Raw genomic sequence first — 24,064 nt, 5'->3', positions numbered from 1 at the left:
GTGAGAGCCTCATGAAGCCACCGATCGCGCCGCGACGCCCGTCGCGGCGCACCCTGCACGGCGTGACCGTCACCGACGACTACGCTTGGCTGAAGGACGAGAAGTGGCAGGAGGTGCTGCGCGATCCGTCGCTGCTCGATCCCGACATCCGCGCCTATGTCGAGGCCGAGAATGCCTATGCCGACGAGAGGCTCGGGCCGACCAAGGATCTGCAGAAGGTGCTGGTCGCGGAAATGCGCGGCCGCATCAAGGAAGACGATTCGGGCGTGCCGACGCCCGACGGGCCGTTCGCCTATCTCTGGAAATTCCGTGAAGGCGGCCAGCATCAGCAGATCGGCCGTACGCCGCGCGACGGCGGCGAGACGCAGACGATCCTCGACGGCGACGCACTGGCCAAGGCATCGGACTACTTCAAGTTCGGCGGCACGCGCCATTCGCCCGACCATGCGCTCGAAGCCTGGAGCGCCGACCTGCGCGGCTCGGAATTCTTCACCCTACGCGTTCGCCGCTGGGACACCGGCGAGGACCTGCCGGACATCCTGACCGAGACCGGCGGCAGCGTCGTCTGGGGACGCGATTCCTCGTTCTTCTTCTACATCCAGGTCGACGAGAACCACCGCCCACTCAGGGTCTTCCGGCATCGCCTCGGCACGCCGCAGGCCGACGACGTCCTCGTCTACGAGGAGAAGGATATCGGCTGGTTCACCCATATCGGGGAGAGCGCCAGCGGCCGCTTCTGCATCATCTCCGGCGGCGACCACGACACGACCGAGGAATGGCTGATCGATCTCTCGGTGCCCGACGCCGCGCCGCGCCTGATCGCGCCGCGCGAGACGGGCGTGCGCTACAGCGTGGCCGATCGCGGCGACGAGCTGTTCATCCTCACCAACGAGGGTGGCGCCATCGATTTCAAGATCGTCACTGCGCCGCTCGCTGCACCCGAGCGCACGAATTGGCGCGAGCTGGTGCCGCATCGGCCGGGCACCTATATCCTCGACCTCAATCTCTATACCGGCCATCTCGTGCGACTTGAGCGCGCCAATGCCCTGCCCTCGATCGTGATCCGCGACCTCGCGAACCGGGCCGAGCACACGATCGCCTTCGACGAAGCCGCCTATTCGCTCGACATGATCGGCGGTTACGAGTTCGACACGACGACCCTGCGCTTCGCCTACTCGTCGATGACGACGCCGAGCGAGGTCTACGACTACGACATGGCGACGCGGCAGCGCACCTTGCGCAAGCGCCAGGAAATCCCCTCCGGCCACGATCCCGCAGCCTATGTCACGACACGCATCACGGCCGTCGCGCATGACGGTGCCGAGGTGCCGGTGTCGATCCTGCATCGCCGCGACCTGGTCCGGGACGGCAGCGCACCACTCCTGCTCTATGGCTACGGCTCCTACGGCATGGCGATGCCGGCTTCGTTCTCGGCCAACCGCCTGTCGCTGGTCGATCGCGGTTTCGTCTATGCCATCGCCCATATCCGCGGTGGCGCCGACAAAGGCTGGTCCTGGTATCTCGACGGCAAGCGCGAGAAGAAGATCAACACGTTCGACGACTTCATCGCCGCCGGCCACGCCCTGATCGCGGCGAACTACACCTCGGCCAAGCGCATTGTCGGACATGGCGGCAGCGCCGGCGGCATGCTGATGGGCGCGGTCGCCAACCGGGCGCCCGACCTGTTTGCTGGAATCCTCGCGGAGGTACCGTTCGTCGACGTGCTCGCGACCATGCTCGACGACACGCTGCCGCTCACGCCGCCGGAATGGCCCGAATGGGGCAATCCGATCACCGACGAGGCGGCGTTCAACTACATCCGCTCCTACTCGCCCTACGACAATGTGGTGGCGCAGGCCTATCCGGCGATCCTGGCGATGGCCGGCCTCACCGACCCGCGCGTCACCTATTGGGAGCCAGCCAAGTGGGTGGCCCGGCTGCGCGCGACCATGACGGGCGGCGGGCCGGTGATCCTGCACACCAACATGGGCGCAGGCCATGGCGGCGCCTCGGGCCGTTTCTCCCGCCTCGACGAGGTGGCGATCGGCTACGCTTTCGCCCTGGATACGGTGGGCCTTGCGGAAGCGAAACCATGAAGACACGCATCGATGCGATCCTGAACGAGGCCGTACGTCGCGGCGACGTGCCCGGCGTCGCGGCTGTCGCGACCGACGGGAACGGCACGATCTACGAGGGTGGCTTCGGCAAGGCGGTCCTGGGCCAGGAAGCCGACATGACGCCCGACACCGTCGTGTGGCTCGCCTCCATGACCAAGGCCGTCACCGGCGCGGTGGCGATGCAGCAGGTCGAGCGCGGCGGTCTGAAGCTCGATGCGCCGGCGAAGGAGGTGATCCCCTATCTCGGCGAAGTGCAGGTGCTGGAAGGCTTCGACGCCGCCGGCAAGCCGCGCCTGCGCAAGCCCGTGCGCGACATCACCCTGCGCCATCTGCTCACCCACACGGCGGGCTTCGGCTACGACATCTGGAATCCCGAGATCCTGCAGTATCGCGAAGCCATGGACGTGCCGACCATCGGCACCGGCCTCGACAAGGCGCTGACGACGCCGCTCCTGTTCGATCCCGGCGCGCGCTGGCAGTACGGGATCGGCATCGACTGGGCCGGCAAGATGGTCGAGGCGGTCACGGGCCGGAAGCTCGGCCAGGTGATGCACGACGATCTGTTCGCCCCGCTCGGCATGGACAGCACCGCCTTCCGCATCACGCCCACGATGCGCGCCCGCTTGGCCAAGGTCCATCACCGCAAGGAAGACGGCAGCCTAGTCGCGGACCTCAAGCGCGAGATCCCGCAGGATCCCGAGTTCGAGGCGGGCGGCGGCGGTCTCTATTCGACGGCCAACGACTATCTGAAGTTCGTGCGCATGGTGCTGGACGGCGGCAAGTCTTCGCGCGGCGATGTCGTGATGAAGCCCGAGACGGTCGATGCGATGGCCGCCAACTCGATGGGCGATTCGACGGTCACGCTGCTCAAGACCGTGATGCCCGCTTTGTCCAACGATGCCGAGTTCTTCCCTGGCGTCACCAAGCAATGGGGCCTGAGCTTCCTGATCAACAACACCGAAGCGCCGACCGGCCGCTCAGCCGGCAGCCTCTGCTGGGCGGGCCTTCCCAACACCTACTACTGGATCGACCGCAAGAAGCGCGTGGGCGGCGTCTACATGACCCAGATCCTGCCCTTCGCCGACGTGAAGTCGCTGCCGCTCTTCTACGCCTTCGAGAGCGCGGTCTACGGGCGTTAGTCGAAGCGCCGGGAAACGACGATCCGCCGGGTTTTCGTCTCGACGACTGTGCGACACAGCGCAATCTCTCGGCCGAGGGCGCCACTCCAGTGGCGCATCATGATCATGAGCGCCACTGGAGTGGCGCGCTCCAATGACGTCAGGACGGCGGGCTTTTTAATCCAAACAGCTCCGTCTCTTCCCTCACGCCACGCAGGCGGTGGCGGCCGAGCGACACGAGGCGGTCGCGGCTTGCGGTCGCCGCCTCGGCGAAGGCTTGCGATATCAAAAGCGCCTGGCCGAGCGGCTGGCATAGCGCCTCGATGCGCGAGGCCTCGTTCACCGCCGGGCCGATCACCGTGAAGTCGAGCCGCGTATCCGAGCCGACATTGCCGTAGAGGACGCGGCCGATATGCAGGGAGATGTCGAGCGAAGCGGCATGCTGCCCCGCCTTGCGGCGTTCGACGTTCAGCGCATCGACGCGGGCCAGCACCTCTTCCGCCGCCGCCAGCGCATCGGCGCAAACCTCGGCCCGGTCGCCGAGGACCACCGCGAAGGCCGCCAGCATGCCGTCGCCCATGAACTTCAGCACCTCGCCGTCGCGCGCGACGACGGGCTGGACCATGCAGTTGAAGTAATCGTCGAGCAGCGCGATCAGCTCCTGGCCCGGCATCGTATCGGCCATCGCCGTGAAGCCCTGCAGGTCGGCGAAGAACAGCACGGCCTCCAGGCTTTGCACCTCGCCGCGCAGCACCGTGCCCGAGAGAACACGGCTCGCCGGATCGTTGCCGAGATAGGCCGCGAGCAGGCCGTGACCGATCCCGCGCAGGCTCGTGGACTTCACGGCGACGCAAAAGACCGGGAGCACCTCGCGCAGATAGGCGACCTCCTCGTCGCGAAAACCGCCGGGCCGATCCGTCGAGGCGGAAAAAACCAGCCAGAGCCCCTCGGCATGCTCGACTTCGGTCGGGCTGCCGACCTGCGGGGACAGTTCGCCGAACGGCTGCACCCAGCCCATCCATTCGGTCACGCCGGCGGCCGCCAGCTCCTCGAACACCGGCACGCCGGCCGCATCGCCGTGCGTATCGAAGCGCCGGCGCTGCTCCTGGACGCCGGCCCGCAGCATCGCCGCGAACGGGCTCTCCTGGATCACGGCCGAATCGATCTCGCGATGGGAGAATTCGAGATGCTGGTTCACGCCCCGGACCGTGTCCCAGATCAGGCTGCGGGCGCGCAGCATCGGATGGAGCGTGTTCATGCCGACGAACATGCGCTCGACCCGCACCCCGGCCTCGCTGAGGCGGCGACCGAAGCCGTCGACCAGCTCGTCGAGCGACATGTTGCGCAGGCCGGCCTGTGCCAGCCAGCCCGCCAATTCGATGGATGTCATCGTGCCCTCATGCAGGCGGCGGCGTCATCGTCCCCTTCGGCAAGCCAGCGCAATGATCGTAGATGTCGCTCGGCCGCGTGAACCAGACCTTGTCCTTCTGCGGATGGTTGGCGATGTGCTCCAGCGCCTCGCGCAGCGCGCGCAGACGGTAGGGCTGGCCCACGATCATCGTGTGGAGCGCGATGCCGCAGACCAGCGGCTGCTTCGCCGACTGGCGCAGCAGCTCCTCGAACTGGCCGATGATCATGTCCCGGAACTCGTCGCCGCTGTGATGGCGCACGAGGATCTGCGGGCTGTCGTTGACCTCGATCGGATAGGGCACGCTCAGCAGCGGGCCCGAGCGCGTCTTCATCCAGATCGGCTGGTCGTCGTTGGGCCAGTCCATCAGGAAGTCGTAGCCGGTCTCCTTGAGGAGATCGGGCGTGACCCGGGTCGAGGCCATCCACGGCGCCATCCAGCCGCGCGGCCGCTTGCCTGACGCCTTCTCGATCGAATCGCTGATCTCCTGCAGGAAGCGCTTCTCGTCAGCCTCCCACATGCCGCCGTGCCGTTCGGCATTGGTGCGGCCATGGCCGATGAACTCGTCGCCGCGCGCCTTCAGCGCATCGACGATCTGCGGCGCATAGTCGAACACCGTGGTGTTGATCAGGTGCGCGGCCGGCAGGTTGAGTTCGTCGAACATCTCCAGCAGGCGCCAGACGCCGACCCGGTTGCCGTAGTCGCGCCACGCGAAGGTGCGCGGATCGGGCGGCGGATTGGCGACGGTCAGCAGATGGCCCTCGCCCGCGCCGAACGCGAAGTGCTCGATATTGAGGCCGAGATAGACCGCGAGCCGCTTGCCCTCGGGCCAGGAATAATCCTTGCGCTCGGTGATCGGCGAATAGGCGTAGCGGTCGTGATACGGCAGCTTGATCGTGTGCATTCCTACCTCTTGACGACCGCAACCTTGTTGTCGGTCTGCTCTGTATTCATCTTCCGGAAACGGTCGACCGCCTCCGCGTGAAAGGCTCGTTCCTCGGGCCCTGCCTCCTGCACCGGCCGGCGCTCGTCATCGAAATGTCCGTATCGGTCCTCGCCGCGCACCAGCATGGCGCTGACCCGCGTCGGCGACGTGCAGCGCGCGGAGGTCGGGATATAGCTGATGCCGAGCCCAATGCGCCGGTCGTTCGATCGGTTGGGCCGCGAATTGTGCACGAGGTGCGTGTGGTGGAGCGAGAACTGGCCCGCCTTCACCGGCATGAACGCCGTCTGGCTGCGATCGACGTTCGCCGCTAGCTCCTGCCCACGCGACAGCAGATTCTCGGGATCCTGCATCTCCGCATGCGGGAGTTGGCCGAGCTTGTGCGAACCCGGCACGACTTCCATGCAGCCCGCCTCGACCGGCGCGTCGGTCAACGCCACCCAGGCGGTGACATGGCAGGCGGGCTCCAGCGCAAAGTAGGTCGCATCCTGGTGCCAGCTCACATAGGCGCCGGAGCCCGCATCCTTGGGCCAGACGCTGAGATGAAACAGCCGGATGTCGGGGCCGATCAGGTCCTCGACCGCGTCGAGCACTTCGGGCGAATGGACGATCTCGTCGACCCAGGGAAACAGCAGGTGCGGCTTGAAGTTATGGCCGCGCGTCAGCTTCTGACCCTGCGTGCGCTCGAAGCTCTCGAGCCTGTCGCGCCAGGCGCGCGTGCGTTCGGTCGAGAAGGCATCGACCGGGCAGACATAGCCGTCGCGCGCATAACCTTCGATCTGTTCCGGTGTGAGTTTCCTCGGCATGTCAGTGCGCCGTCCAGCCGCCGTCGACGAACAGCAGCGATCCCGTGGTGAAGGAGGAATCCGACGAGGCGAGGAAGAGCGCGGCCTTCGCCACCTCTTCCGGCTGGCCGATACGGCCCATCGGATGGCGCACCTTCCAGAAGGCGCGCGCGGCCTCTGGATCGGGCTGGCGCTTCAGCGAGCGCGCCGGCATCGGCGTGTCGATGACGCCGGGCATCAACGCATTGATCCGGATGCCCTGGGCCGCGTGATCGACGGCGACGGTCTTGGTGAAGGAGACGATCGCGCCCTTGGAGGCGATATAGGCCACGTTGGTGCCGAGGCTCGACTGCGCGAGCTGCGACCCAAGGGTGACGATGGCGCCAAATTTGGCAGCAAGCATCGGCTGGATGGCGTGATGGACCCAGAGGAAGGTGCCCTTCACGTTGATCGCGAAGGTGCGATCCCAGGTCGCCTCGTCGACCTTGTCGACCGTGCCGCCGAAAGAGGCGCCGGCGGCCGTCACCAGCACGTCGATGCGGCCCCATTTCTCCAGGACCTTCGCCACGCCAGCGCGCGCCTGCTCGTTGTTGCTGACGTCGGCCGGGACGATGAGGGTCTCGCTACCGATCTCGGCGGCGGTTTTCGCCAGCCCCGCTTCGTCGAGATCGACCAGCGCGACCTTTGCGCCTTCGGCTGCGAACAGCCGGGCGGTCGCAGCACCGATGCCGGAGGCTGCGCCTGTTACAATCGCCACCTGATCTTTTAGCTTCATGGCAGGAAGCTTATCCCGCTCCTCCGCCCCTTGTCAGCGCGTCAGCGTGGCCGCTTGCGCAACGGACGTTTGCTCTGCGCACGACGCGCCAGCATGTTCAGTCCCTCGATCAGGCCGGAGAAGGCCATCGCAGCGTAGATGTAGCCCTTGGGCACATGCACGCCCATGCCGTCGGCGATCAGGGTCATGCCGATCATCAGCAGGAAGCCCAGCGCCAGCATGACGATGGTCGGATTGTTGCCGATGAACCTGGCCAGACCATCGGCCGCAGCAAGCATCAGGCCAACCGCCACCACGACGGCGATCACCATGATCGGAATATCGTCGGTCATGCCGACGGCGGTGATGATGCTGTCGAGCGAGAAGACCAGGTCGAGGATCAGGATCTGGCCGATCACGCCCACGACCGTGGCGCCGCCGACGGCACCGGCCGTGGCCTCCTCGGCCTCGTGATCGGCCGTGACATGGTCGCGGATCTCGCTGGTGGCCTTGTAGATCAGGAACAGGCCGCCGGCGATCAGGATGAGGTCGCGCCAGGAAAAACCATGACCGAACAGTGAAAAGAGCGGCGTCGTGAGCTGGACGATGAAGGCGACGCCGCTCAGCAGGCCGAGCCGCAGGAACACCGCCAGCCCGATGCCGATGCGGCGGGCGTTGGACCGTTTCTCTTCCGGCAGCTTGTTGGTCAGGATGGAGATGAAGATCAGGTTGTCGATACCCAGCACGACTTCCATGATCACCAGGGTCGCGAGCGCGGCCCAGGCTTGCGGGTCGCGGGCGAGGACGAGGAGCTCTTCCATCATCCCACCACCATAGGTCATTGCTGGGTCGCGCCAAGAGACCTTTCTTTTACAGGGCCGAGCCGCTAAGCCCGCACCCGATGTCTTCCCCCGCCGCCCCGCCGCGGCCCGCCCCCAGCCTTCCTCCCGCTGCGCCCATGATCGCCATCGTGCTCCTGTCGGTTGCCGCCTTCGCGTCGGCCGCCAACATGAGGGTGATCGACCCGCTGCTGGTGCAGCTTTCCGCCTCCTTCGGCGTCACGGTCGGCGCGGCCTCGATCGCCGCCACCGCCTTCCTGTTCGCCAACGGCGTCTTCGTGCTGGTGCACGGCCCGTTCGGCGACCGCTACGGCAAGATGCCGGTGGTCGCCATTGCCTGCATCGGTGCCGCCCTCTGCTGCATGCTGAGCGCAATCTCGGTGTCGCTGGGCATGCTCACTTTGGCACGCTTCCTGACCGGCGTGACCGGCTCGGCGATCATCCCGCTCGCCATCGCCTGGGTCGGCGACAATGTCAGCTACGAGAAACGCCAGGCGACGCTGGCCCGCTTCCTGACCGGCCAGACGCTGGGCCTGATGACCGGATCGGCACTCGGCGGTGCCATCGGCGACTGGCTGGGCTGGCGCTCGGTCTTCTGGGTCCTGGCGGCGATCTACATCCTGGCCGGCAGCGCGCTGTTCCTCGTCATGCGCGCCCGGCCCGACGTCGCGCGCCCGGGCGAACGCGCGGCCGGTTCGATGATCGGCCAGATGTTCCGTGTCATCAAACGGCCCTGGGCGCTGACGGTGATCCTGGTCGTGGCGCTGGAAGGCGGCGTCTTCTGGGGCGCCTTCACCTTCGTCGGTGCCGACCTGCACCAGCGCTTCGACCTTGGCTTTGCCGCGATCGGACTGGCCGTCGCGGCCTTCGGCGCCGGCGGTTTCCTCTACGTGATGGTGGCGCATCATCTCGTGCGCATCCTGGGCGAGCGCGGGCTCTGCACCTGGGGCGGCACCGGGCTCGGAATCGCTTTCGCCGCCATGGCGCTGGCGCCGACCGCCGAGGTCGAGTTCGCCGCCATCGTCCTGTCGGGCGTGTCTTTCTACATGTTCCACAACACGCTGCAGACCAACGGCACGCAGATGGCGCCGGAAGCGCGCGGCGCCGGCATGGCGCTGTTCGCGCTCTGCCTGTTCGTCGGCCAGGCGATCGGCGTGCCCATCGCTGCACCCATCGTCGACCGCTGGGGCGCGCCGCCCGTCTTCTGGGCCGCCGCGATCACCCTGCCGCTGCTGGCCTTCTGGTTTTCGGCCGCGATCGGCCGCCGTGCTCAGTTGACCGGGGAAACCCGGAACTCGTAAGGCGCCTCGAGCAGCTTGCTCTCTTCCGCCGTCAGCGAGATCTCGGTCGACTTCGCCGCGGACGTGAGCTGATCGAGGTCGGTGGCGCCGATGATGGGCGAGCCCATGTAGGGCTTGTGCAGCAGCCAGGCGAGCGCCGCCTGGGCCGGCGTGCAGCCCTTCTCCGCGGCGATCTTCTTCAGCCGCTCGACGATCTCCCAGTCGCAGTCGCGATAGGTACCGTCCTTCACGACCGTGTCGTTCTTCGCGCGCTCGGTCGTGCCGCCGCCGTCCTTGCTGCGGTTGCCCGCCAGGAAGCCCCGCGCCAGCGGCGAATAGGGGATGAGCCCGACACCCTGCTCGTGGCAGAGCCGGTTCATCTCGGGCTCTTCCTCGCGCTGGATCAGATTGTAGAGGTTCTGCATCGCAATCGGCCGGGCGTAGCCCTTCCAGTCGGCGATCATGACCATCTGCGCGAACTTGTAGGCCGGCATGGTCGACCCGCCGATGTAACGGACCTTGCCCGAGCGCACGATCTGGTCGAGCGAGTACATCGTCTCCTCGATCGGTGTGTGCGGATCGAGGCGATGGACCTGGTAGACGTCGATATAGTCGGTCTGCAGGCGCTTCAGCTGGGCATCGACCGCGGCCATCAGATGCTTGCGGCCGGTGCCGACATCGTTCTGATTCTCGCTCATGCGGATGCCGACCTTGGTCGACAGCACGAAGTCTTCACGCTTGGCGATCTTCATGAGCGTGGCGCCCATGATCTCCTCGGATCGGCCGAAATTATAGGCATCCGCCGTGTCGAAGAAGGTAATGCCGACGTCGAGGGCGCGCTTGAAATAGGCCGGCGCCTCCGACTCGTCGAACTTGCCCCAGCCGCGCCTTCCCTTGGCGCCCCACGAATTGCCGCCGAGGCAGATCCTGCTGACGATCAGGCCCGAGCGGCCGAGCGGTCCGTACTTCATCGATAGTCCCCCTAAAAGCTGCGGCACCGGTCGCTTTCGACCGATGCCGCATATCCACGCTCCGGTTTCGCGCCGGCGTCTAGCCGAGCACTTCCTTGTTCACGACGTTCGCCGCGTTGGGATGGCCGTCGAACACGCTCAGGATGTTCTCGACGGCGGTGACGGCCATGCGGTCGCTGGCCTCCTGGGTGACGCCCGCCATGTGCGGGCTGAAGAACACGTTCTCCAGCTCGAACAGCTTGTTCGTCGGATCGGGCGGCTCGCGGTCGAGCACGTCGAGGCCGGCGCCGCGCAGCTTGCCGCCCTTCAGCGCGGCGTAGAGCGCATCCTCGTTGACAATACCGCCGCGCGCCGTGTTCACCAGGAACGCCGTCGGCTTCATCAGCCCCAGCGTCTCTGTATTGAACATATTGATCGTCTCCGGCCCCTTCGGGCAGTGGATCGACACATAGTCGACCTCCGGCAGGATCGCCTTGAGATCGGTGACCTTGGTGGCGCCGGCCTTCTCGATGTCGGCCTTCGACACGTTGGGATCGAGCACATAAGTCTCCATCTCGAACGCGACGCAGCGCTTGACCGTGCGCGAGCCGATGCGGCCCATGCCGACCACCAGCACCTTCTTGCCCGCGACGTCGGACGGCAGGTCGCTCAGCCGCTCGCTCCAGGCGCCGGTGCGCACCCAGCGGTCGGACTTCTTGGTGAGGCGCGCCGCGGCGAGCAGCATGTACATCGCATGCTCGGCCACCGAGACCGAGTTGGCGATGCCGGTGGTCATCAGCGGGATCTTGCGCTTGTTCAGCGCCGGGATCTCGACGGCATCGAAGCCGACGCCGAGGCGGGCCACCACCATCATGCCGGGCGCCGCGTCGAGCTCGGCCTGGCGGAAGGGCGTGGCGCCCAGGGTCACGGCATTGGCATCCGCGAGCTTGGGATGGAGCGACGGCACCGTGTCGTTGGTCAGGATCTCGTAGTCGACGTCATCGCGCGCCTTGAGGACGGCGATTCCCGCCTCCGGCATGCGGCCGACGATCAGCACCTTCTTGCGGTTCTTGCCGGTATTCGGGCCCGTATTCATCGTTTCCCCTGCGTTCTTGCTGTGCAAACGGGCGCGATCCTAGAGCCGGTCGGCGCGGGAGGCCAGAGCCAGCAACTAGGGCAAGTAATCAGGGCAGATAGTTGAGGGGCAGCCGCGTGGTGGACTTGATCTCCTCCATCGCGAACATGGAGGTCACGTCGGACAGCTCGATCTTGGCGATCAGGCGCTTGTAGAAGGCGTCGTAGGCCTCGATGTCGGGCAGCGCGAGTCGGATCAGGTAGTCGATTTCACCGCTCATGCGGTAGCAGTCCATGACCTCCGGGAAGGAGGCCACGGCCTTGGCGAAGCGGGTCAGCCACTGGGCGTTGTGCTGCGCCGTGCGCACCGCCACGAACACGGTGACGTGGGCATTGACGGCCTTGCGGTCGAGCAGCGCCACCCGCGAGCGCACGATGCCCTCCTCCTGCAGGCGATTGATGCGCCGCCAGCAGGGCGTCGTCGACAGGCCGACGCGCTTGGCGACCTCGGCGAGCGGCATGTCGGCATTGTCCTGCAGGCAATCCAGAATCTTCTTGTCGAAGGAATCGAGTATGAATTTTCCGGCCATTGCCCACCTTGAGGAATGAGTTTCTCAAGTTTGACCGCGCGAGCGCAAAGCTAGCAAGCCGTTTCCGGCAGCGACCGGTACAATTCTCCTCATGATCCGTCGCTTCACCGAACACCCCGCCTCGGTCAACGAGACCTACTTCCAGCACATGGGAATGGCCTTCGGCTTCGGCGCCAAGATGCTGGTTGGCTCGCTCGGCTGTTTCGTGCACGGTATCTTCCCATGGCTCTGCCTGACCCGGGGAAGCGACACGATCCGCACCCTGCATCACCGCATGGTGACGCATCGCACGGCGCAGTCCGTTACACCGGAAAGTGCCACGAGCGTCACAGTGGGCGTCGCGGCGGGCGACTAGCCAAACGCCTCAGTCTTTTCGGTCTGATCGCCCCGGTACTTCCGGCCGCTTTCGCGCGCCCTTGGGAGCCGGTCGCGGCCGTTCCGTATTCACCACCGCCAAGCCTGAACGGCCATCAAATAAATTCCACGCCGGCCCTGTGGAGTACCACGCTGGAGACCTATGTCGAAGAAAGGCGGCCGCCGGGACGCCCTCAATAGAAGTCGCAACCCCTTCCCGACATGCTACGTTTCTTAGGCGGGGGAGCGAACAAAAGCGGAGGCTTTAATGGAAACACCCGTACGGATCAGCTACCAGGGCGGCGCGGCCAGCGAAGCGCTGAATACGCTCATCAACGACCATGTCGAGACGCTTGAGAAGCTCCATGGCCGGCTCACCTCCTGCCAGGTGATCGTGCAGGTTCCCGAACGCCATCACCGCACGAGCAACCTTTTCAGCGTCAACATCCACATCGCCCTGCCCGGCAACATCGACGTGAACATCGATCACACGTCGCATGACGACGAGCGCCTTGCCGATCCGACCTTCGCGGTGAACGACGCTTTCCGGCGCGCCAAGCGCCAGATCAAGGAGCGGTCGCGCAAGCAGCGCGGCGAGGTCAAGAACCTGCACGAGCGCATCGAGCGCACGCTGGATCGAGCGGAGAGCTAGCCCCGGCGCGGCACGCCTTTTTCGTCGAGTCTTTCTCTCAGGAGAAAGACTCGATCGCCGCCCCAGAAAATCTCACCATCCAGGACGAAGCTCGGCACGCCGAAGATGCCCGAGGCTTCGGCCTCGGTGCGGAGCGCGTCGTGCCGGGCACCGCCTTCGCCCTCGAGGAAGGCGGCGAAGCCCGGCGGCGCGCCCGCCTGTTCGAGCGCAGCGCTAACTGCGTCAACGCTTTCCGGATCGAGATCACGGCGCCAGAAACGGTCGAAGGCGAGATCGTTGTAGGCCCGGAACACGCCGTGCTGCTGGGCATAGAGCATGCCGGCGTTGATCGTCCGCGCATAAAAGATCTTCTTCGGTCCCATCAGGGTCAGGCCCTGCTTGTTGGCGAAGCGGCGCGCATCCATGTAGGCGTATCGCACGCGGCGCCAGTGATGCGGATCGCGCTGCTCGACCGAGCCTTGGAACGAGGCGATGTCCAGCGTATAGGGCCGCCAGTCGAGGTCGATCTCGTAGTCGGCCTCAAGCTGATAGGCCCACGCCTTCGCGACGAAGGCATAGGGGCTGACATAGTCAGTCCAAAGGATGACCTTCGCAGGCTCCTTCATGGCGCTCGCGTCTCGCGCCGCCGCAACCACCAGAACAGGCCGGCGACCACGGCGATCATCAGCGCACCGACCAGCAGGAGCATGGCGGAATCCTGGATCCACGCCACCGCCGGCAACGACACGGCGAGGACGATGCCGACCAGGCAGATCCGCCACGCCCGTGCATGGACGCCCGCCACGAAGGTGCCCAGCGCCAGGAGGATCAGCAGCGCCAGGCTGGTCGCATTGTCGTTCACCACGCCGCGCACCTCGGGCAGGAACATCAGCCACATGGCGCCGAGGAAGGCGAGCCAGTGCAGGACCTGGGTCCCCACCAGCCACATATGGTCCGCCGTCTTCTCCCGTTCCCGCCAGCCCGTGACGATGCAGGCAAAGCCGTAGATCGGTGCCAGCGCCATCCAGTAGGCGTAGGTCGCCTGTCCCCGGAAGCCGGTCAGGATGACGCCGCCGACCGCCAGCACCAGCATGGCCACATACGGAAGCTCCCGCAGCAGCCAGTGCCGGTTGGTGTTGGCGCTCTCGCCGCTCAACGCGGATCCTTCGCCAGCCGCTTCTCGACGACGCGGGCCCACAAGGTCGAACCCAGGGTCAGCGCCTCGTCGTTGAAGTCGTAGCTGGGATTGTGGACCTCGCAGCCGCCTTCGCCGCCGCCATTGCCGATGTTGATGAAGGCGCCCGGGACCTGCTCCAGCATGTAGGAGAAATCCTCGGAGGCCATCACGAACGGGCCTTCGCGGTTCATGTTCTCCGGCCCGACGATCTCCGCCGCCACGTCGGCAATGAACTTCACGGCATCCTTGTCGTTGACCAGCGGCGGGAAGGCGATGCGCACATCGGCCTTGGCGCTGCCGCCCAAGGTCTGGGCGATACCGCTGGAGATCGTCTCGATGCGCTCCTTGATCAGCGCCATCGTCTCCTTCCTGAAGGCCCGGATCGTGCCGCGCAGCACGGCTTCCTGCGGGATCACGTTGTAGGCGTCGCCCGAATGCATCTGGGTGACCGAGATCACCGCCGAATCGAGCGGCGCCACGTTGCGCGACACGACGCTCTGCAGCGCCGAGATGATCTGCGTCGCGATGATCACCGGATCGATGCCGGTCTCCGGCCGCGCACCGTGCGCGCCCTTGCCGGTGATGTGGATGTCGAACAGGCCGCCGCCCGCCATCTGCGGGCCGGAGCGGATCGCGAACTTGCCGACGTCGAGCTTCGGCCTATTGTGCATGCCGAAGATGATCTCGCACGGGAACTTCTGGAACAGCCCGTCCTTGACCATCGCCTCGGCGCCGCCTCGCCCTTCCTCGGCCGGCTGGAAGATGAGATGCACGGTGCCGTCGAAATTGCGCGTGGCGGCGAGATACTTGGCGGCGCCCAGCAGCATCGCGGTATGGCCGTCATGGCCGCATGCATGCATGCGGCCCTTGTGCGTGCTGCGGTGATCGAAGGTGTTGAGCTCGTCCATCGGCAGCGCGTCCATGTCGGCGCGCAGCCCGATGGCGCGCGGATTGTTGCCGACGCGGATCGTGCCGACGACACCGGTCTTGCCGATGCCGGTCGTGACCTCGCAGCCCCACTCCTTCAGCTTCTGCGCCACGATGGTGCTGGTGCGCTCCTCCTCGAAGCCGAGCTCGGGATGGGCATGGATGTCGCGCCGGATGGCGGTCAATTCGGCTGCAGCGGCGGCGATCAGCGGTTCGATTTTCATGGCGGTCAGGACTCCAGCAGGAAGGCGGTCATTACACGACGAAACTCCGCGCCGTGCACGTTCGGATATGCATGGCCGCCGTCCGGCAGCACATAGGCGCGGGCCCCGGGGATCAGGCGCACCAGCTCCTCGGTGAAGTAGAGCGGCGTCACCGTGTCGTCGCGGGCGCAGACGGCCAGGGTGCGGGCTGTCACCTTCTGCAGCTGCTCGCGCCGGTCGTGCGCCACGATGGCGGCAATGCGCGACAGGACGATCTCGGGTTCGGGGATGGTGCCGGCCGACTTGGCCTCGGCGGCCACCAGATCGGCGTCGTGATCGCGCACCCAGGACGGCGAATTGAGCGCCAGCGCGCTCGACTTGAGATAGGCCGCCGGCCCCAGTTCGCGCAGCATCAGGGAGCGCACCTCGAACAGGCGACGGAAGAAGGCGTCGGTCTTGGCCCAGGTGGCGCTCAGCACCAGCCGGTCGATCCGCTCCGGATGCTCGATCGCCAGGATCTGCCCCATGGCGCCGCCGGTCGAGTGACCGCACCAATGAACCTTGTCGTAGCCCAGCCCCTCGATGAGCTGCAGCGCATCGTCGGCCATCTGCTCGACGCTGTAGGTGATCTTCGACAGGGAACTGCGGGCGGTGCCGCGATGATCGTGCACGACGACGGTGAATTGGCGCGCCAGCTCGGACACGTTGTCGCCCCACCAGCGCCCGTCCCCACCAAGGCCTGCCACCAGAAACAACGCGGGACCGCTGCCATGAACCTCATAATAGAGTTCGGCGCCATCGCGCAGCTTGAACAGGGCCATTCCGTCTCCTAAGCCATTTGCTATGTTCGCCCCGGGAGGAAAGCGCACCATGAAGCGCCTGTCGATTGTTGCGTTGATCCTGATGAGCGGCTGCGGGCCCAAGGAACAGGTGGTCACGGGCAACATTCCGCGTCCGTCGCCCGACGAGGCGACGCCGACGGGCATTGCCTATCTCTGCGAGGGCCGCAAGGAAGTGGCCGTCGTCTATGCCAAGAACCGCGCCTCGGTGACGCTGGGCGACCGGACGTGGCGCCTGGAATACCAGGGCAGCGGCCAGGGCTTCCGCTATGCCGATGCCTCGACCGAATGGTCCGGTCCCGGCAATGCCGGCACGCTCAAGCCGTTGAGCGGCGGCTCTCCGCTCGCGTCGAACTGCCAGCCGCTGCGCCGCACGACCTAGGATCACGGCCAGACAGGTACACCGTCCAGCCCCGCGGTCTCCGGCAGGCCGCAGATCAGGTTCGCATTCTGCACCGCCTGGCCCGCAGCTCCTTTACCGAGATTGTCGACCACGCCCATCGCGATTACCAGGTTGCGCTCCGGATCGGCGGCATAGCTGACGAAGGCAAGGTTCGAGCCGGTCGCCCATTTGGTCTGCGGCGGCTTGTCGGTCACGCGGACGAACGCCCGACCGGCGTAGAAACGCCGGGCCGCATCCAGGCACTGCTCCGTGGTGGCGCGGCCGCGGCAGTAGATGGTGGCGAGTACGCCGCGGGTCATCGGCACCAGATGCGGCGTGAACACCAGTCCGGCCGCGCTGCCGCCGCTCAGCCGCTCGATCGTCCGGGCCATCTCGGGCATGTGGGTGTGCTTCAGCAGACCGTAGGGCACCAGGTTCTCGTTGCTCTCGGCATAGCCGAAGCGGCTGTCGTTGCCGCCGCGGCCGGCGCCGGAGATGCCGGTCTTGGCGTCGATCACGATGTTGCCGGGCTCGATCAGCCTGTCGGCCAGCAGCGGCGCCAGCGCGGTCAGCGTCGCCGCAGGGAAGCAGCCGGGATTGGCAACACGGCTCTTCCCCGCGATCTCATCCGGCCAGACGTCGGCCAGACCGTAGGCCCAACCCTCGACGTAGCGATGGTCGCCGCCGATATCGACGATCTTCACCTCCTTCGGCACACGCGCCAGCGCGTCGGCCGAGGCGCCCGTGGGCAGCGACGCGAACAGCACGTCGAGCTTCGGCAGGGTCGCAGGGTCCCACTTCTCGATCACGAGGTTGGACAGTTTGGCCGGCAGGCCGGGGAAGCGGTCCACCAGACGGCTGCCGGCGCTGCCCTCGCCCGCGGCGTAGACCAGCTCGAAGGAAGGATGGCTCGCGATCAGGCGCATCGCCTCGCCGCCGCCAAAACCGCTGATGCCGACAATACCGACGCGAATGCTCATGATGATGTCCTCTGGAGTTTGGGCAAAAGAAAACCCCCGGAGCCGAGGGCTGCGGGGGTTCAGGAACGCGGACCGGTGACCGGTCCGGCAGGTGCGGCCTACGGTAAGGCCGTCACCACACGGACGGACGCAGATCGACGCGCAGCCTGAAGAGCCGCCGCATGAGTGCAGCGACGTCGGCGTCGATTACGAAGGTCCTGGTTCCTGAGCATGTTGCTCGAAACTGTCGCCACTCACACTAAGCGTCAAGTGGAATGTCTGCCGAGCGGCTACTTCAGCCAGAGCTTGATCGCGTAGCCGACCAGCGCCGTCACGCCGACGCCGCCGACCCACAGGCCGACGAACCACAACCACTGCCGCGCCTTGGGCATCAGTGATAGCCCATCAGTGATATCCTTCATGGCCGGTCTTGCCGCGGAACACCCAGTAGGAAAAGCCGGTATAGGTCAGGATGATCGGCACGATCACCAGCACGCCGGGCAGCATGAACGCCAGGCTGTCGTGCGGCGCCGCGGCATCCCAGATCGAGACCGACGGCGGCACCACGTTGGGGTAGAGGCTGATGCCGAGACCGGCCAGCCCCAGGGCGAACAAAGCCAGCGCCATCAGGAACGGCGTGTAGTGGTGCCCACGGCGCAGGCTCCAGAACAGCACGAAAGTGACGATCGCCACCAGCACCGGCACCTGAGCCGTGAACAGGACCTGCGGCCAGGCGAACCAGCGCATCCAGTAGGCATCGCGCAGGAAGGGCGTCGCCGCACTCACCGCCGCCATCGCCACGATCGTCGCGATACCCAGGCGGAAGGCCAGCCGGTAGCAACGCTCCTGCAGCGAGCCCTCGCTCTTCATCACCAGCCAGGTCGAGCCCAGCAGCGCGTAGCCGCAGAGAAGGCTCACGCCCACCAGGACACTGAACGGCGTCAGCCAGTCGAACCAGCCGCCGGCATAGGTGCGGTTCTGGACGGCGATGCCCTGCAGCAACGCGCCGAGCGTGATGCCCTGCGCCAAGGTGGCGACGATCGAGCCGCCGCTGAACGCCACGTCCCACAGCGCGCGATGGCGCGGGTCGCGCCAGCGGAACTCGAAGGCGACGCCGCGGAAGACCAGTGCCAGCAGCATCGCGATGATGGGCGCATAGAGCGCCGAGAGGATCATGCCGTAGGCCAGCGGGAAGGCCGCCAGCAGGCCGCCGCCGCCCATCACCAGCCAGGTCTCGTTACCGTCCCACACCGGCGCCACCGAATTGATGGCGCTGTCGCGCTCCTGACCGACCGGCAGGAACGGAAACAGGATGCCGATGCCGAGGTCGAACCCGTCCATGACGACATAGGCCAGGATGGCGAAGGCGATGATGAAGGCGAAGAACATCGGGAGGTCGAACGGCATGATCAGGCCCCCTTGCCGCTGGCGAGCTTTTCGGCGACGGCGGGTGCGGGCGTGATGCCCGCGGCCCGCACCGGCTGGTCGCGCCGTGGTCCCTCCTCGCCGCGATGCGGCGGATGGGACATCAGTTTAAGGATGTAATAGGTGCCGGCGCCGAACGTGAAGAAGTAGACGATGACGAAAGACACCAGCGACGCACCGACCGCCGGCGCATCGAGCGCGGACGCCGAATCGACCGTGCGCAGCAGGCCGTGCACCGTGTAGGGTTGGCGGCCGACCTCGGTCGTCACCCAGCCGGCGATGACGGCGACGAAGCCCGCTGGCCCCATCGCCAGCGCGAAGCGGTGCAGCAGCGGCCAGTCGTAGAGCTTCTTGCGCACGCGGGCGAACAGGCTGAACATCGCCAGGGTCAGCATCAGCATGCCCATGCCGACCATGATCCGGAACGACCAGAACACGACGGCCACCGGCGGCCAATCCTTGCGGTCGACCGTGTCGAGGCCCTTCAGCGGCGCGTCCCATGAATGCTTCAGGATCAGCGACGAGGCCTTGGGAATCTCGACGGCGAACAGGTTCTTGCCCGCCGCCTCATCGGGCCAGGCGAACAGAACCAGCGGCGCGCCGTCGGGATGGCTCTGGAAATGACCTTCCATGGCCATGACCTTGACCGGCTGGTGCTCCAGCGTGTTCAGCCCGTGCTGGTCGCCGGCGAAGATCTGCAACGGCGCCACCACGGTGATCATGCCCATCGCCATCGAGAACATCACACGCGCGCCTTCGTTACTGCGTTCACGAAGCAGATGCCACGCGCCGACCGCGCCGACGACCAGCGCTGTCGTCAAATAGGCACCGAAGACCGTGTGCACGAGACGGTACGGGAAGGACGGGTTGAAGATGATCGCCAGCCAGTCGACCGGCACGAACTGGCCGCTGGCATTGATCGCGTGGCCCACCGGCGTCTGCATCCAGCTGTTGGCGGCGAGGATCCAGAAGGCCGAGATGAAGGTGCCGATCGCGACGGCGAGTGTTGCGGTGAAGTGCAGGCCCTTGCCGACGCGGTTCATGCCGAACAGCATGACACCCAGGAAGCCCGCCTCGAGGAAGAACGCCGTCAGCACCTCGTAGGCCATCAACGGCCCGATCACCGGTCCCGCCTTGTCGGAGAAGACCGACCAGTTGGTGCCGAACTGGTAGGACATCACGATGCCCGACACGACGCCCATGCCGAAGGCCAGCGCGAAGATCTTCAGCCAGTACTTGAAGAGATCGAGATAGACTTGGCGTCCCGTCCAGAGCCACAGGCCTTCGAGCACGGCGAGATAGCTCGCGAGGCCGATGGAGAAGGAGGGGAAGATGAAATGGAAGGAGACCGTGAAGGCGAATTGAAGTCTCGCCAGGAAGATTGCGTCCAATCCCTCGAACATGGCGTCCTCCCCTAGACGATGCGCGACGCGTAGGCGGGCGACTTCATCGCAACGACCAGTACGTCCAGCGCCGCGACGAGCTCCGAGCGATTGCGCGCGGCGCCCAGCGCAATTCGAATGGCATGCTCCGGTTCGCCGTCGACGCTGAAACTGTCGCTCGTAACCACTGCAAGCCCCTGTCGCTGCACATGCGCGGCAAACTCGGCGCGGGTCCATGCGGCCGGCAAGCGCAGCCACACATGATGCCCCTTCGGATGAGCCGCATAACTCTGATCCGAAAGCGCCTTCGCCGCCAGCTTCTGTCGCGCGGAAGCCTCTGCAGCGACGGCGGAAACGATGGCATCGGCGCTGCCGTCGCCCATCCAGCGACTGACGAGTGCGACCATGAGTGGCACGGGCATCTGCGACACTGTGCGCAGCGCATTGGCGAGCACCGATGCGGCGGCGCGATCGGGTGTGAGCACGTAAGCGACGCGCAAGCCGGGCGCGATGCACTTCGACAAGGTCATCGCGAGATAGGAGCGCTCGGGAATCAGCGTGGCGATGGGCTGCGCCTTCGGCTCGAGATTTCCATAGGCATCGTCCTCGATCAGCACGAGATCGTGGCGACGGATCACGGCCGCGAGCTGCTCGCGTCGCGCCGGACCGATCGTCTGCGTCGTCGGATTGTGGATCGTCGGCAGGAGATACACCGCCTTCGGCGCATGCGTGCGGCACGCCGCCGCAAGCGCCTCGGGATCCATGCCCTCTTTGTCCGACGCCACGCCAACGAGGCGCACGCCAAGCGACGCGGCCGCCGACTTGAAGCCGGGATAGGTCAGCCTGTCGGTGAGCACGACATCGCCAGGTTTGGTCACGGCCAGGAGCAGCGCCATCAGCGCGCTCTGCGTGCCGGGCGAGATGACGAGCCGGTCGGCCTCGACCGTACGCACCCGCCGCCGCAGCCAGTCGGCCGCAATGCCGCGATCGACGGGGCTGCCGCCCGCCTGCTGGTAGCTCAGGAGATCGGAGAAGCCGTGGTCGCGCTGCAGGGCCGCCAGCCCGCGCATGATGCGGCCTTCGAGGTCGGCCTCGATGGGCGATGGCGGCAGGTTCATCGACAGGTCGACGGCGATGCCCGCCGCGGCATGACCGGCGGGCCGGGCGCGAGTCTCGGAAACGAAGGTACCCTGCCCGACTTTTGCGTCGGTCAGGCCCCGCCGCCGCGCCTCATTGTAGGCACGCGTCACCGTCGTCAGATCGACGCCCAGCGTCTTGGCCAGCGCGCGATGGGTCGGCAGGCGCTCGCCCCGATGCAGGCGACCCGAGGCAATGTCGCGTTCCAGCGCCTCGACGATGCCCTCGTAGACCGGCCCGTCAGCCGCATCGAGTGTAGGGCTCCAATCCATACAATATTCCTCCTTGTTCTTGAATGTATGGCAAACCGTATGGATATTCAAGCTCGACAATCGAAGGAGGAAAACGATGGCTGGGAAAGGTGGTCTCTATCTTCTGCGGGGCATGCTGGGACGCTGCCCGGCCTGTGGCGAGGGCAAGCTGTTCCGCGCCTTCGTGAAGGTCGCCGACCGCTGCAATGTCTGCGGCGAGGACCTGCACCATCACCGCGCCGACGACTTCCCCGCCTATCTGACGATCTTCTTGGTCGGCCACTTGGTCGTGCCGATCGCGATGTATGTCGAGATCGCCTACCAGCCCTCCTACTGGCTCCATACTTTCCTATGGGCGCCGCTGGTGATCGTCCTGTCGATCGGCCTGCTTCAGCCGATCAAGGGCATGATCGTCGCGCTGCAGTGGCACATGGGCATGCACGGCTTCGCCGAAGCCAAGCAGGCGCGCGCCGAATATTGTTAGTCGCCTCTTTGAATCGGGAAGAGCCCAGTCTCGGAATACTGGCTGGCTTCTTGCACTCTGCGGTCGTCAAAGTGACAATGCCGTCGAGAGGAAGACCATGCCCGATGCCATCGCCGAAACTCCGACGCACGCGGCCCCCGGCCATCCGCTCGATCCACTGACCGCCCACGAGATACGTCAAGCGTCGTCGGCCGTGCGAGCGGCATACGATCTCGGGCCGGGCATGATGTTCGAAACGGTGAGCTTGCACGAACCCGACAAGCGCATCGTAAAGGACTTCCGGGCGGGTGCCTCGTTTCCGCGCGAGGCGTTCGTTTGCGCTTTCGACCGCGCCAACGGCAAGGTCTGGGAAGCCCGGGTGGACCTCGTCGCCGACAAGGTCGTCGACTGGCGTCACGTTCCCGGCGTCCGGCCGCGCATCCTGATCGACGACATAACGCTGGTCGGAGAGGTGGCGCGGGCTGATCCCCGCTTCCGCGAGGCCCTGGCCCGGCGCGGCATAACCGACATCGAGAACGTCCAGGTCGACCCTTGGTCGGCCGGCAACTACGGCTTGCCGGACGAAGAGGGCCGGCGGCTCTCGCATACTTTCTGTTGGTACCGGAGCGAGAAGAACGACAACGGCTATGCCCACCCCATCGAGGGGCTATGTGCCGTCATCGATCTCGACCGCGCCGAAGTGCTGCGTGTCGACGACTACGGCGTGGCCGACGTCCCGAGGCTCGATCGCAACTATGCCGCCCGCTATCGAAGCGTCTTTCGCGACGACCTGAAGCCGCTGGAAATCGTCCAGCCGGCCGGCCCGAGCTTCGTTGTCGAGGGCAACGAGGTCCGTTGGCAGAAATGGCGCTTCCGCGTCGGCTTCAATGCCCGGGAAGGCCTGGTGCTGCATGCGATCGGCTACGAGGAAGAGGGCCGGCTGCGGTCGGTGTTGCACCGGGCAGCCTTGTCCGAGATGGTCGTGCCCTACGGACACCCCGGCGGCGGGCATTTTCGCAAGAATGCCTTCGATGTCGGCGAGTACGGCATCGGCGTGCTGGCCAACTCCCTGACGCTGGGCTGCGATTGTCTCGGCGCCATCCGCTACTTCGACGCCTGGCTGGCCGACAGCAAGGGCGATCCCTACTGCATCGAGAGCGCGGTTTGCCTGCACGAGGAGGATTTCGGCATCCTGTGGAAGCACACCGACCTGTTCACGGGCGAGGTTGACGTGAGGCGCGCCCGGCGGCTGGTCGTGTCGTCGATCTCGACCGTCGGCAACTACGAGTACGGCTCGTTCTGGTACTTTCATCAGGACGGCTCGATCCACTTCGAGATGAAGGCGACCGGTATCGTGAACACCGCCGGCCTCCGGCCCGGCGAAGCGCCGGACTATGGGACGATCGTGTCGCCGGGCGTCTATGCCCACTACCATCAGCACGTCTTCAACATGCGCCTCGACGTGGCCGTCGACGGCGAGTGCAACCGCGTCGTCGAGGTCGACACCGTGGCGGTGCCCATGGGCGCCGACAATCCGTACGGCAATGCCTTCACAACACGCGAGACGGTCCTGGCAACCGAGCTGGGCGCACAGCGCAACGTCGACTTCAACGCCGCCCGCTTCTGGAAGATCGAGAGCGCGGAGGCTCGCAACCGGCTGGGCCAGCCCACTGCCTACAAGTTGCTGCCGTTGAGCCCGATCCCCACCTTCTCGCATCCCCAGTCGATGGTCTCGCGGCGCGCGGCCTTCATGACCCGGCAACTCTGGGTCACCGCCTACCATCCCGACGAGATCTACGCGGCCGGCCGCTACCCCAACCAGAGCAGCGGCGGCGACGGATTGCCGGCATGGACGGTCTCGGACCGCCCGCTGGTCGATACCGATGTCGTGGTCTGGCACAGTTTCGGGCTGCACCATATTCCGCGCCCCGAGGATTTCCCGGTCCAGCCCGTGATCACCGCCGGTTTCGCCCTTCATCCCGCGGGATTCTTCGCGGAGAATCCGGCACTCGATGTCCCGCCCTCCGGAAGCAGCATGAGTTGCTGCGTCGACTGACGTGGCCCGCTGGGGGAACC

Annotated in this window: 25 protein-coding genes; 8 read left to right on the top strand and 17 right to left on the bottom strand. The window is 66.1% G+C overall.

The genetic code is table 11. The features are described from left to right. Positions 1-11: 11 nt before the first annotated feature. Complete coding sequence (locus tag AC1ROX_RS30050; protein WP_493132334.1) at positions 12-2,096, top strand: S9 family peptidase; 2,085 nt, start codon at positions 12-14, stop codon at positions 2,094-2,096. Further along, on the top strand, positions 2,093-3,256 hold the full coding sequence (locus AC1ROX_RS30045) for a serine hydrolase domain-containing protein (protein ID WP_493132332.1): 1,164 nt from the start codon (positions 2,093-2,095) through the stop codon (positions 3,254-3,256). Before AC1ROX_RS30050 ends, AC1ROX_RS30045 begins: the two co-directional genes overlap by 4 nt. Positions 3,257-3,395: 139 nt before the next feature. Here the strand turns inward: AC1ROX_RS30045 and AC1ROX_RS30040 are convergent, their stop codons facing one another. Genes AC1ROX_RS30040 through AC1ROX_RS30020 form a run of 5 tightly spaced genes read right to left on the bottom strand, consistent with a single transcriptional unit; the run spans position 3,396 to position 7,946 of the window. Next, positions 3,396-4,625 carry an adenylate/guanylate cyclase domain-containing protein gene (locus tag AC1ROX_RS30040; protein WP_493132330.1) on the bottom strand — a complete coding sequence of 410 codons (1,230 nt, stop codon included), beginning with the start codon at positions 4,623-4,625 and terminating at the stop codon, positions 3,396-3,398. 7 nt (positions 4,626-4,632) lie between these two features. Further along, positions 4,633-5,547 (bottom strand): polysaccharide deacetylase family protein, encoded by a 915-nt coding sequence (locus tag AC1ROX_RS30035; RefSeq protein WP_493132328.1) that lies wholly within the window; start codon positions 5,545-5,547, stop codon positions 4,633-4,635. Between the two features lie 2 nt (positions 5,548-5,549). Next, positions 5,550-6,392: a phytanoyl-CoA dioxygenase family protein gene (locus tag AC1ROX_RS30030; protein WP_493132326.1), complete on the bottom strand. Its 843-nt coding sequence runs from the start codon at positions 6,390-6,392 to the stop codon at positions 5,550-5,552. A 1-nt stretch (position 6,393) separates the two neighbouring features. Next, complete coding sequence (locus AC1ROX_RS30025; protein WP_493132324.1) at positions 6,394-7,146, bottom strand: SDR family oxidoreductase; 753 nt, start codon at positions 7,144-7,146, stop codon at positions 6,394-6,396. Between the two features lie 41 nt (positions 7,147-7,187). Beyond that, complete coding sequence (locus AC1ROX_RS30020; RefSeq protein WP_493132354.1) at positions 7,188-7,946, bottom strand: TerC family protein; 759 nt, start codon at positions 7,944-7,946, stop codon at positions 7,188-7,190. 137 nt (positions 7,947-8,083) lie between these two features. Between AC1ROX_RS30020 and AC1ROX_RS30015 the strand changes: the two genes are divergently transcribed. After that, positions 8,084-9,265, top strand: a complete 1,182-nt coding sequence (locus tag AC1ROX_RS30015; protein WP_493132322.1) for an MFS transporter — start codon at positions 8,084-8,086, stop codon at positions 9,263-9,265. On the opposite strand, the gene AC1ROX_RS30010 is transcribed toward AC1ROX_RS30015, so the two are convergent. The 3 genes from AC1ROX_RS30010 to AC1ROX_RS30000 form a co-directional block, all read right to left on the bottom strand. After that, complete coding sequence (locus AC1ROX_RS30010; RefSeq protein ID WP_493132319.1) at positions 9,235-10,215, bottom strand: aldo/keto reductase; 981 nt, start codon at positions 10,213-10,215, stop codon at positions 9,235-9,237. The two genes, AC1ROX_RS30015 and AC1ROX_RS30010, sit on opposite strands and share 31 nt — an antisense overlap. A 79-nt stretch (positions 10,216-10,294) precedes the next feature. Further along, positions 10,295-11,290: a hydroxyacid dehydrogenase gene (locus AC1ROX_RS30005; protein ID WP_493132317.1), complete on the bottom strand. Its 996-nt coding sequence runs from the start codon at positions 11,288-11,290 to the stop codon at positions 10,295-10,297. 88 nt (positions 11,291-11,378) lie between these two features. After that, complete coding sequence (locus AC1ROX_RS30000; protein ID WP_493132315.1) at positions 11,379-11,858, bottom strand: Lrp/AsnC family transcriptional regulator; 480 nt, start codon at positions 11,856-11,858, stop codon at positions 11,379-11,381. A gap of 91 nt (positions 11,859-11,949) precedes the next feature. Here AC1ROX_RS30000 and AC1ROX_RS29995 point away from each other — a divergent pair, with 91 nt between their 5' ends. Further along, a complete protein-coding gene (locus AC1ROX_RS29995; RefSeq protein ID WP_493132313.1) occupies positions 11,950-12,213 on the top strand; it encodes a DUF6356 family protein in 264 nt (87 codons plus the stop codon). Positions 12,214-12,480: 267 nt separating this feature from the next. Further along, on the top strand, positions 12,481-12,864 hold the full coding sequence (locus tag AC1ROX_RS29990) for an HPF/RaiA family ribosome-associated protein (RefSeq protein WP_493132311.1): 384 nt from the start codon (positions 12,481-12,483) through the stop codon (positions 12,862-12,864). On the opposite strand, the gene AC1ROX_RS29985 is transcribed toward AC1ROX_RS29990, so the two are convergent. The 4 genes from AC1ROX_RS29985 to AC1ROX_RS29970 are packed head-to-tail and all read right to left on the bottom strand — an operon-like array spanning position 12,861 to position 15,971. Next, a complete protein-coding gene (locus AC1ROX_RS29985) occupies positions 12,861-13,469 on the bottom strand; it encodes a DsbA family protein (protein ID WP_493132309.1) in 609 nt (202 codons plus the stop codon). The two genes, AC1ROX_RS29990 and AC1ROX_RS29985, sit on opposite strands and share 4 nt — an antisense overlap. After that, positions 13,466-13,999, bottom strand: coding sequence for a hypothetical protein (locus AC1ROX_RS29980; RefSeq protein WP_493132307.1), 534 nt, complete (start codon positions 13,997-13,999; stop codon positions 13,466-13,468). Before AC1ROX_RS29980 ends, AC1ROX_RS29985 begins: the two co-directional genes overlap by 4 nt. Further along, positions 13,996-15,171: a M20 aminoacylase family protein gene (locus AC1ROX_RS29975; RefSeq protein ID WP_493132305.1), complete on the bottom strand. Its 1,176-nt coding sequence runs from the start codon at positions 15,169-15,171 to the stop codon at positions 13,996-13,998. Before AC1ROX_RS29975 ends, AC1ROX_RS29980 begins: the two co-directional genes overlap by 4 nt. A 5-nt stretch (positions 15,172-15,176) precedes the next feature. Further along, on the bottom strand, positions 15,177-15,971 hold the full coding sequence (locus AC1ROX_RS29970) for an alpha/beta fold hydrolase (protein ID WP_493132303.1): 795 nt from the start codon (positions 15,969-15,971) through the stop codon (positions 15,177-15,179). Between the two features lie 49 nt (positions 15,972-16,020). On the opposite strand from AC1ROX_RS29970, the gene AC1ROX_RS29965 reads away from it, so the two are divergent. Further along, positions 16,021-16,371 carry an MliC family protein gene (locus AC1ROX_RS29965; protein ID WP_493132301.1) on the top strand — a complete coding sequence of 117 codons (351 nt, stop codon included), beginning with the start codon at positions 16,021-16,023 and terminating at the stop codon, positions 16,369-16,371. Positions 16,372-16,373: 2 nt separating this feature from the next. Here AC1ROX_RS29965 and argC read toward each other — a convergent pair whose 3' ends face one another. The 5 genes from argC to AC1ROX_RS29940 all read right to left on the bottom strand — a co-directional run bounded on the left by argC (position 16,374) and on the right by AC1ROX_RS29940 (position 21,546). After that, entirely contained in the window at positions 16,374-17,351 is a 978-nt protein-coding gene (argC, locus tag AC1ROX_RS29960) for an N-acetyl-gamma-glutamyl-phosphate reductase (RefSeq protein ID WP_493132299.1), read from the bottom strand. Between the two features lie 269 nt (positions 17,352-17,620). Beyond that, positions 17,621-17,752 (bottom strand): DUF2474 domain-containing protein, encoded by a 132-nt coding sequence (locus AC1ROX_RS29955; protein ID WP_493132297.1) that lies wholly within the window; start codon positions 17,750-17,752, stop codon positions 17,621-17,623. After that, the gene (gene cydB / locus AC1ROX_RS29950; RefSeq protein ID WP_493132352.1) at positions 17,736-18,743 is read right to left on the bottom strand and encodes a cytochrome d ubiquinol oxidase subunit II; all 1,008 of its coding nucleotides are present in this window, start codon (positions 18,741-18,743) and stop codon (positions 17,736-17,738) included. Before cydB ends, AC1ROX_RS29955 begins: the two co-directional genes overlap by 17 nt. Then, positions 18,740-20,158 carry a cytochrome ubiquinol oxidase subunit I gene (locus AC1ROX_RS29945; protein WP_493132295.1) on the bottom strand — a complete coding sequence of 473 codons (1,419 nt, stop codon included), beginning with the start codon at positions 20,156-20,158 and terminating at the stop codon, positions 18,740-18,742. Before AC1ROX_RS29945 ends, cydB begins: the two co-directional genes overlap by 4 nt. A gap of 11 nt (positions 20,159-20,169) precedes the next feature. Further along, on the bottom strand, positions 20,170-21,546 hold the full coding sequence (locus AC1ROX_RS29940) for an aminotransferase-like domain-containing protein (RefSeq protein WP_493132293.1): 1,377 nt from the start codon (positions 21,544-21,546) through the stop codon (positions 20,170-20,172). Between the two features lie 76 nt (positions 21,547-21,622). On the opposite strand from AC1ROX_RS29940, the gene AC1ROX_RS29935 reads away from it, so the two are divergent. Next, positions 21,623-22,009: a DUF983 domain-containing protein gene (locus AC1ROX_RS29935; protein ID WP_493132291.1), complete on the top strand. Its 387-nt coding sequence runs from the start codon at positions 21,623-21,625 to the stop codon at positions 22,007-22,009. Positions 22,010-22,106: 97 nt separating this feature from the next. Beyond that, positions 22,107-24,044, top strand: coding sequence for a primary-amine oxidase (locus tag AC1ROX_RS29930; protein ID WP_493132289.1), 1,938 nt, complete (start codon positions 22,107-22,109; stop codon positions 24,042-24,044). Positions 24,045-24,064: the final 20 nt, after the last annotated feature.

This window comes from Reyranella sp. GW821-FHT14A01 (genome assembly GCF_058803965.1).
Note: the sequence above shows the minus strand (reverse complement) of the source record. Positions and strands in the feature narration are given on the sequence as shown.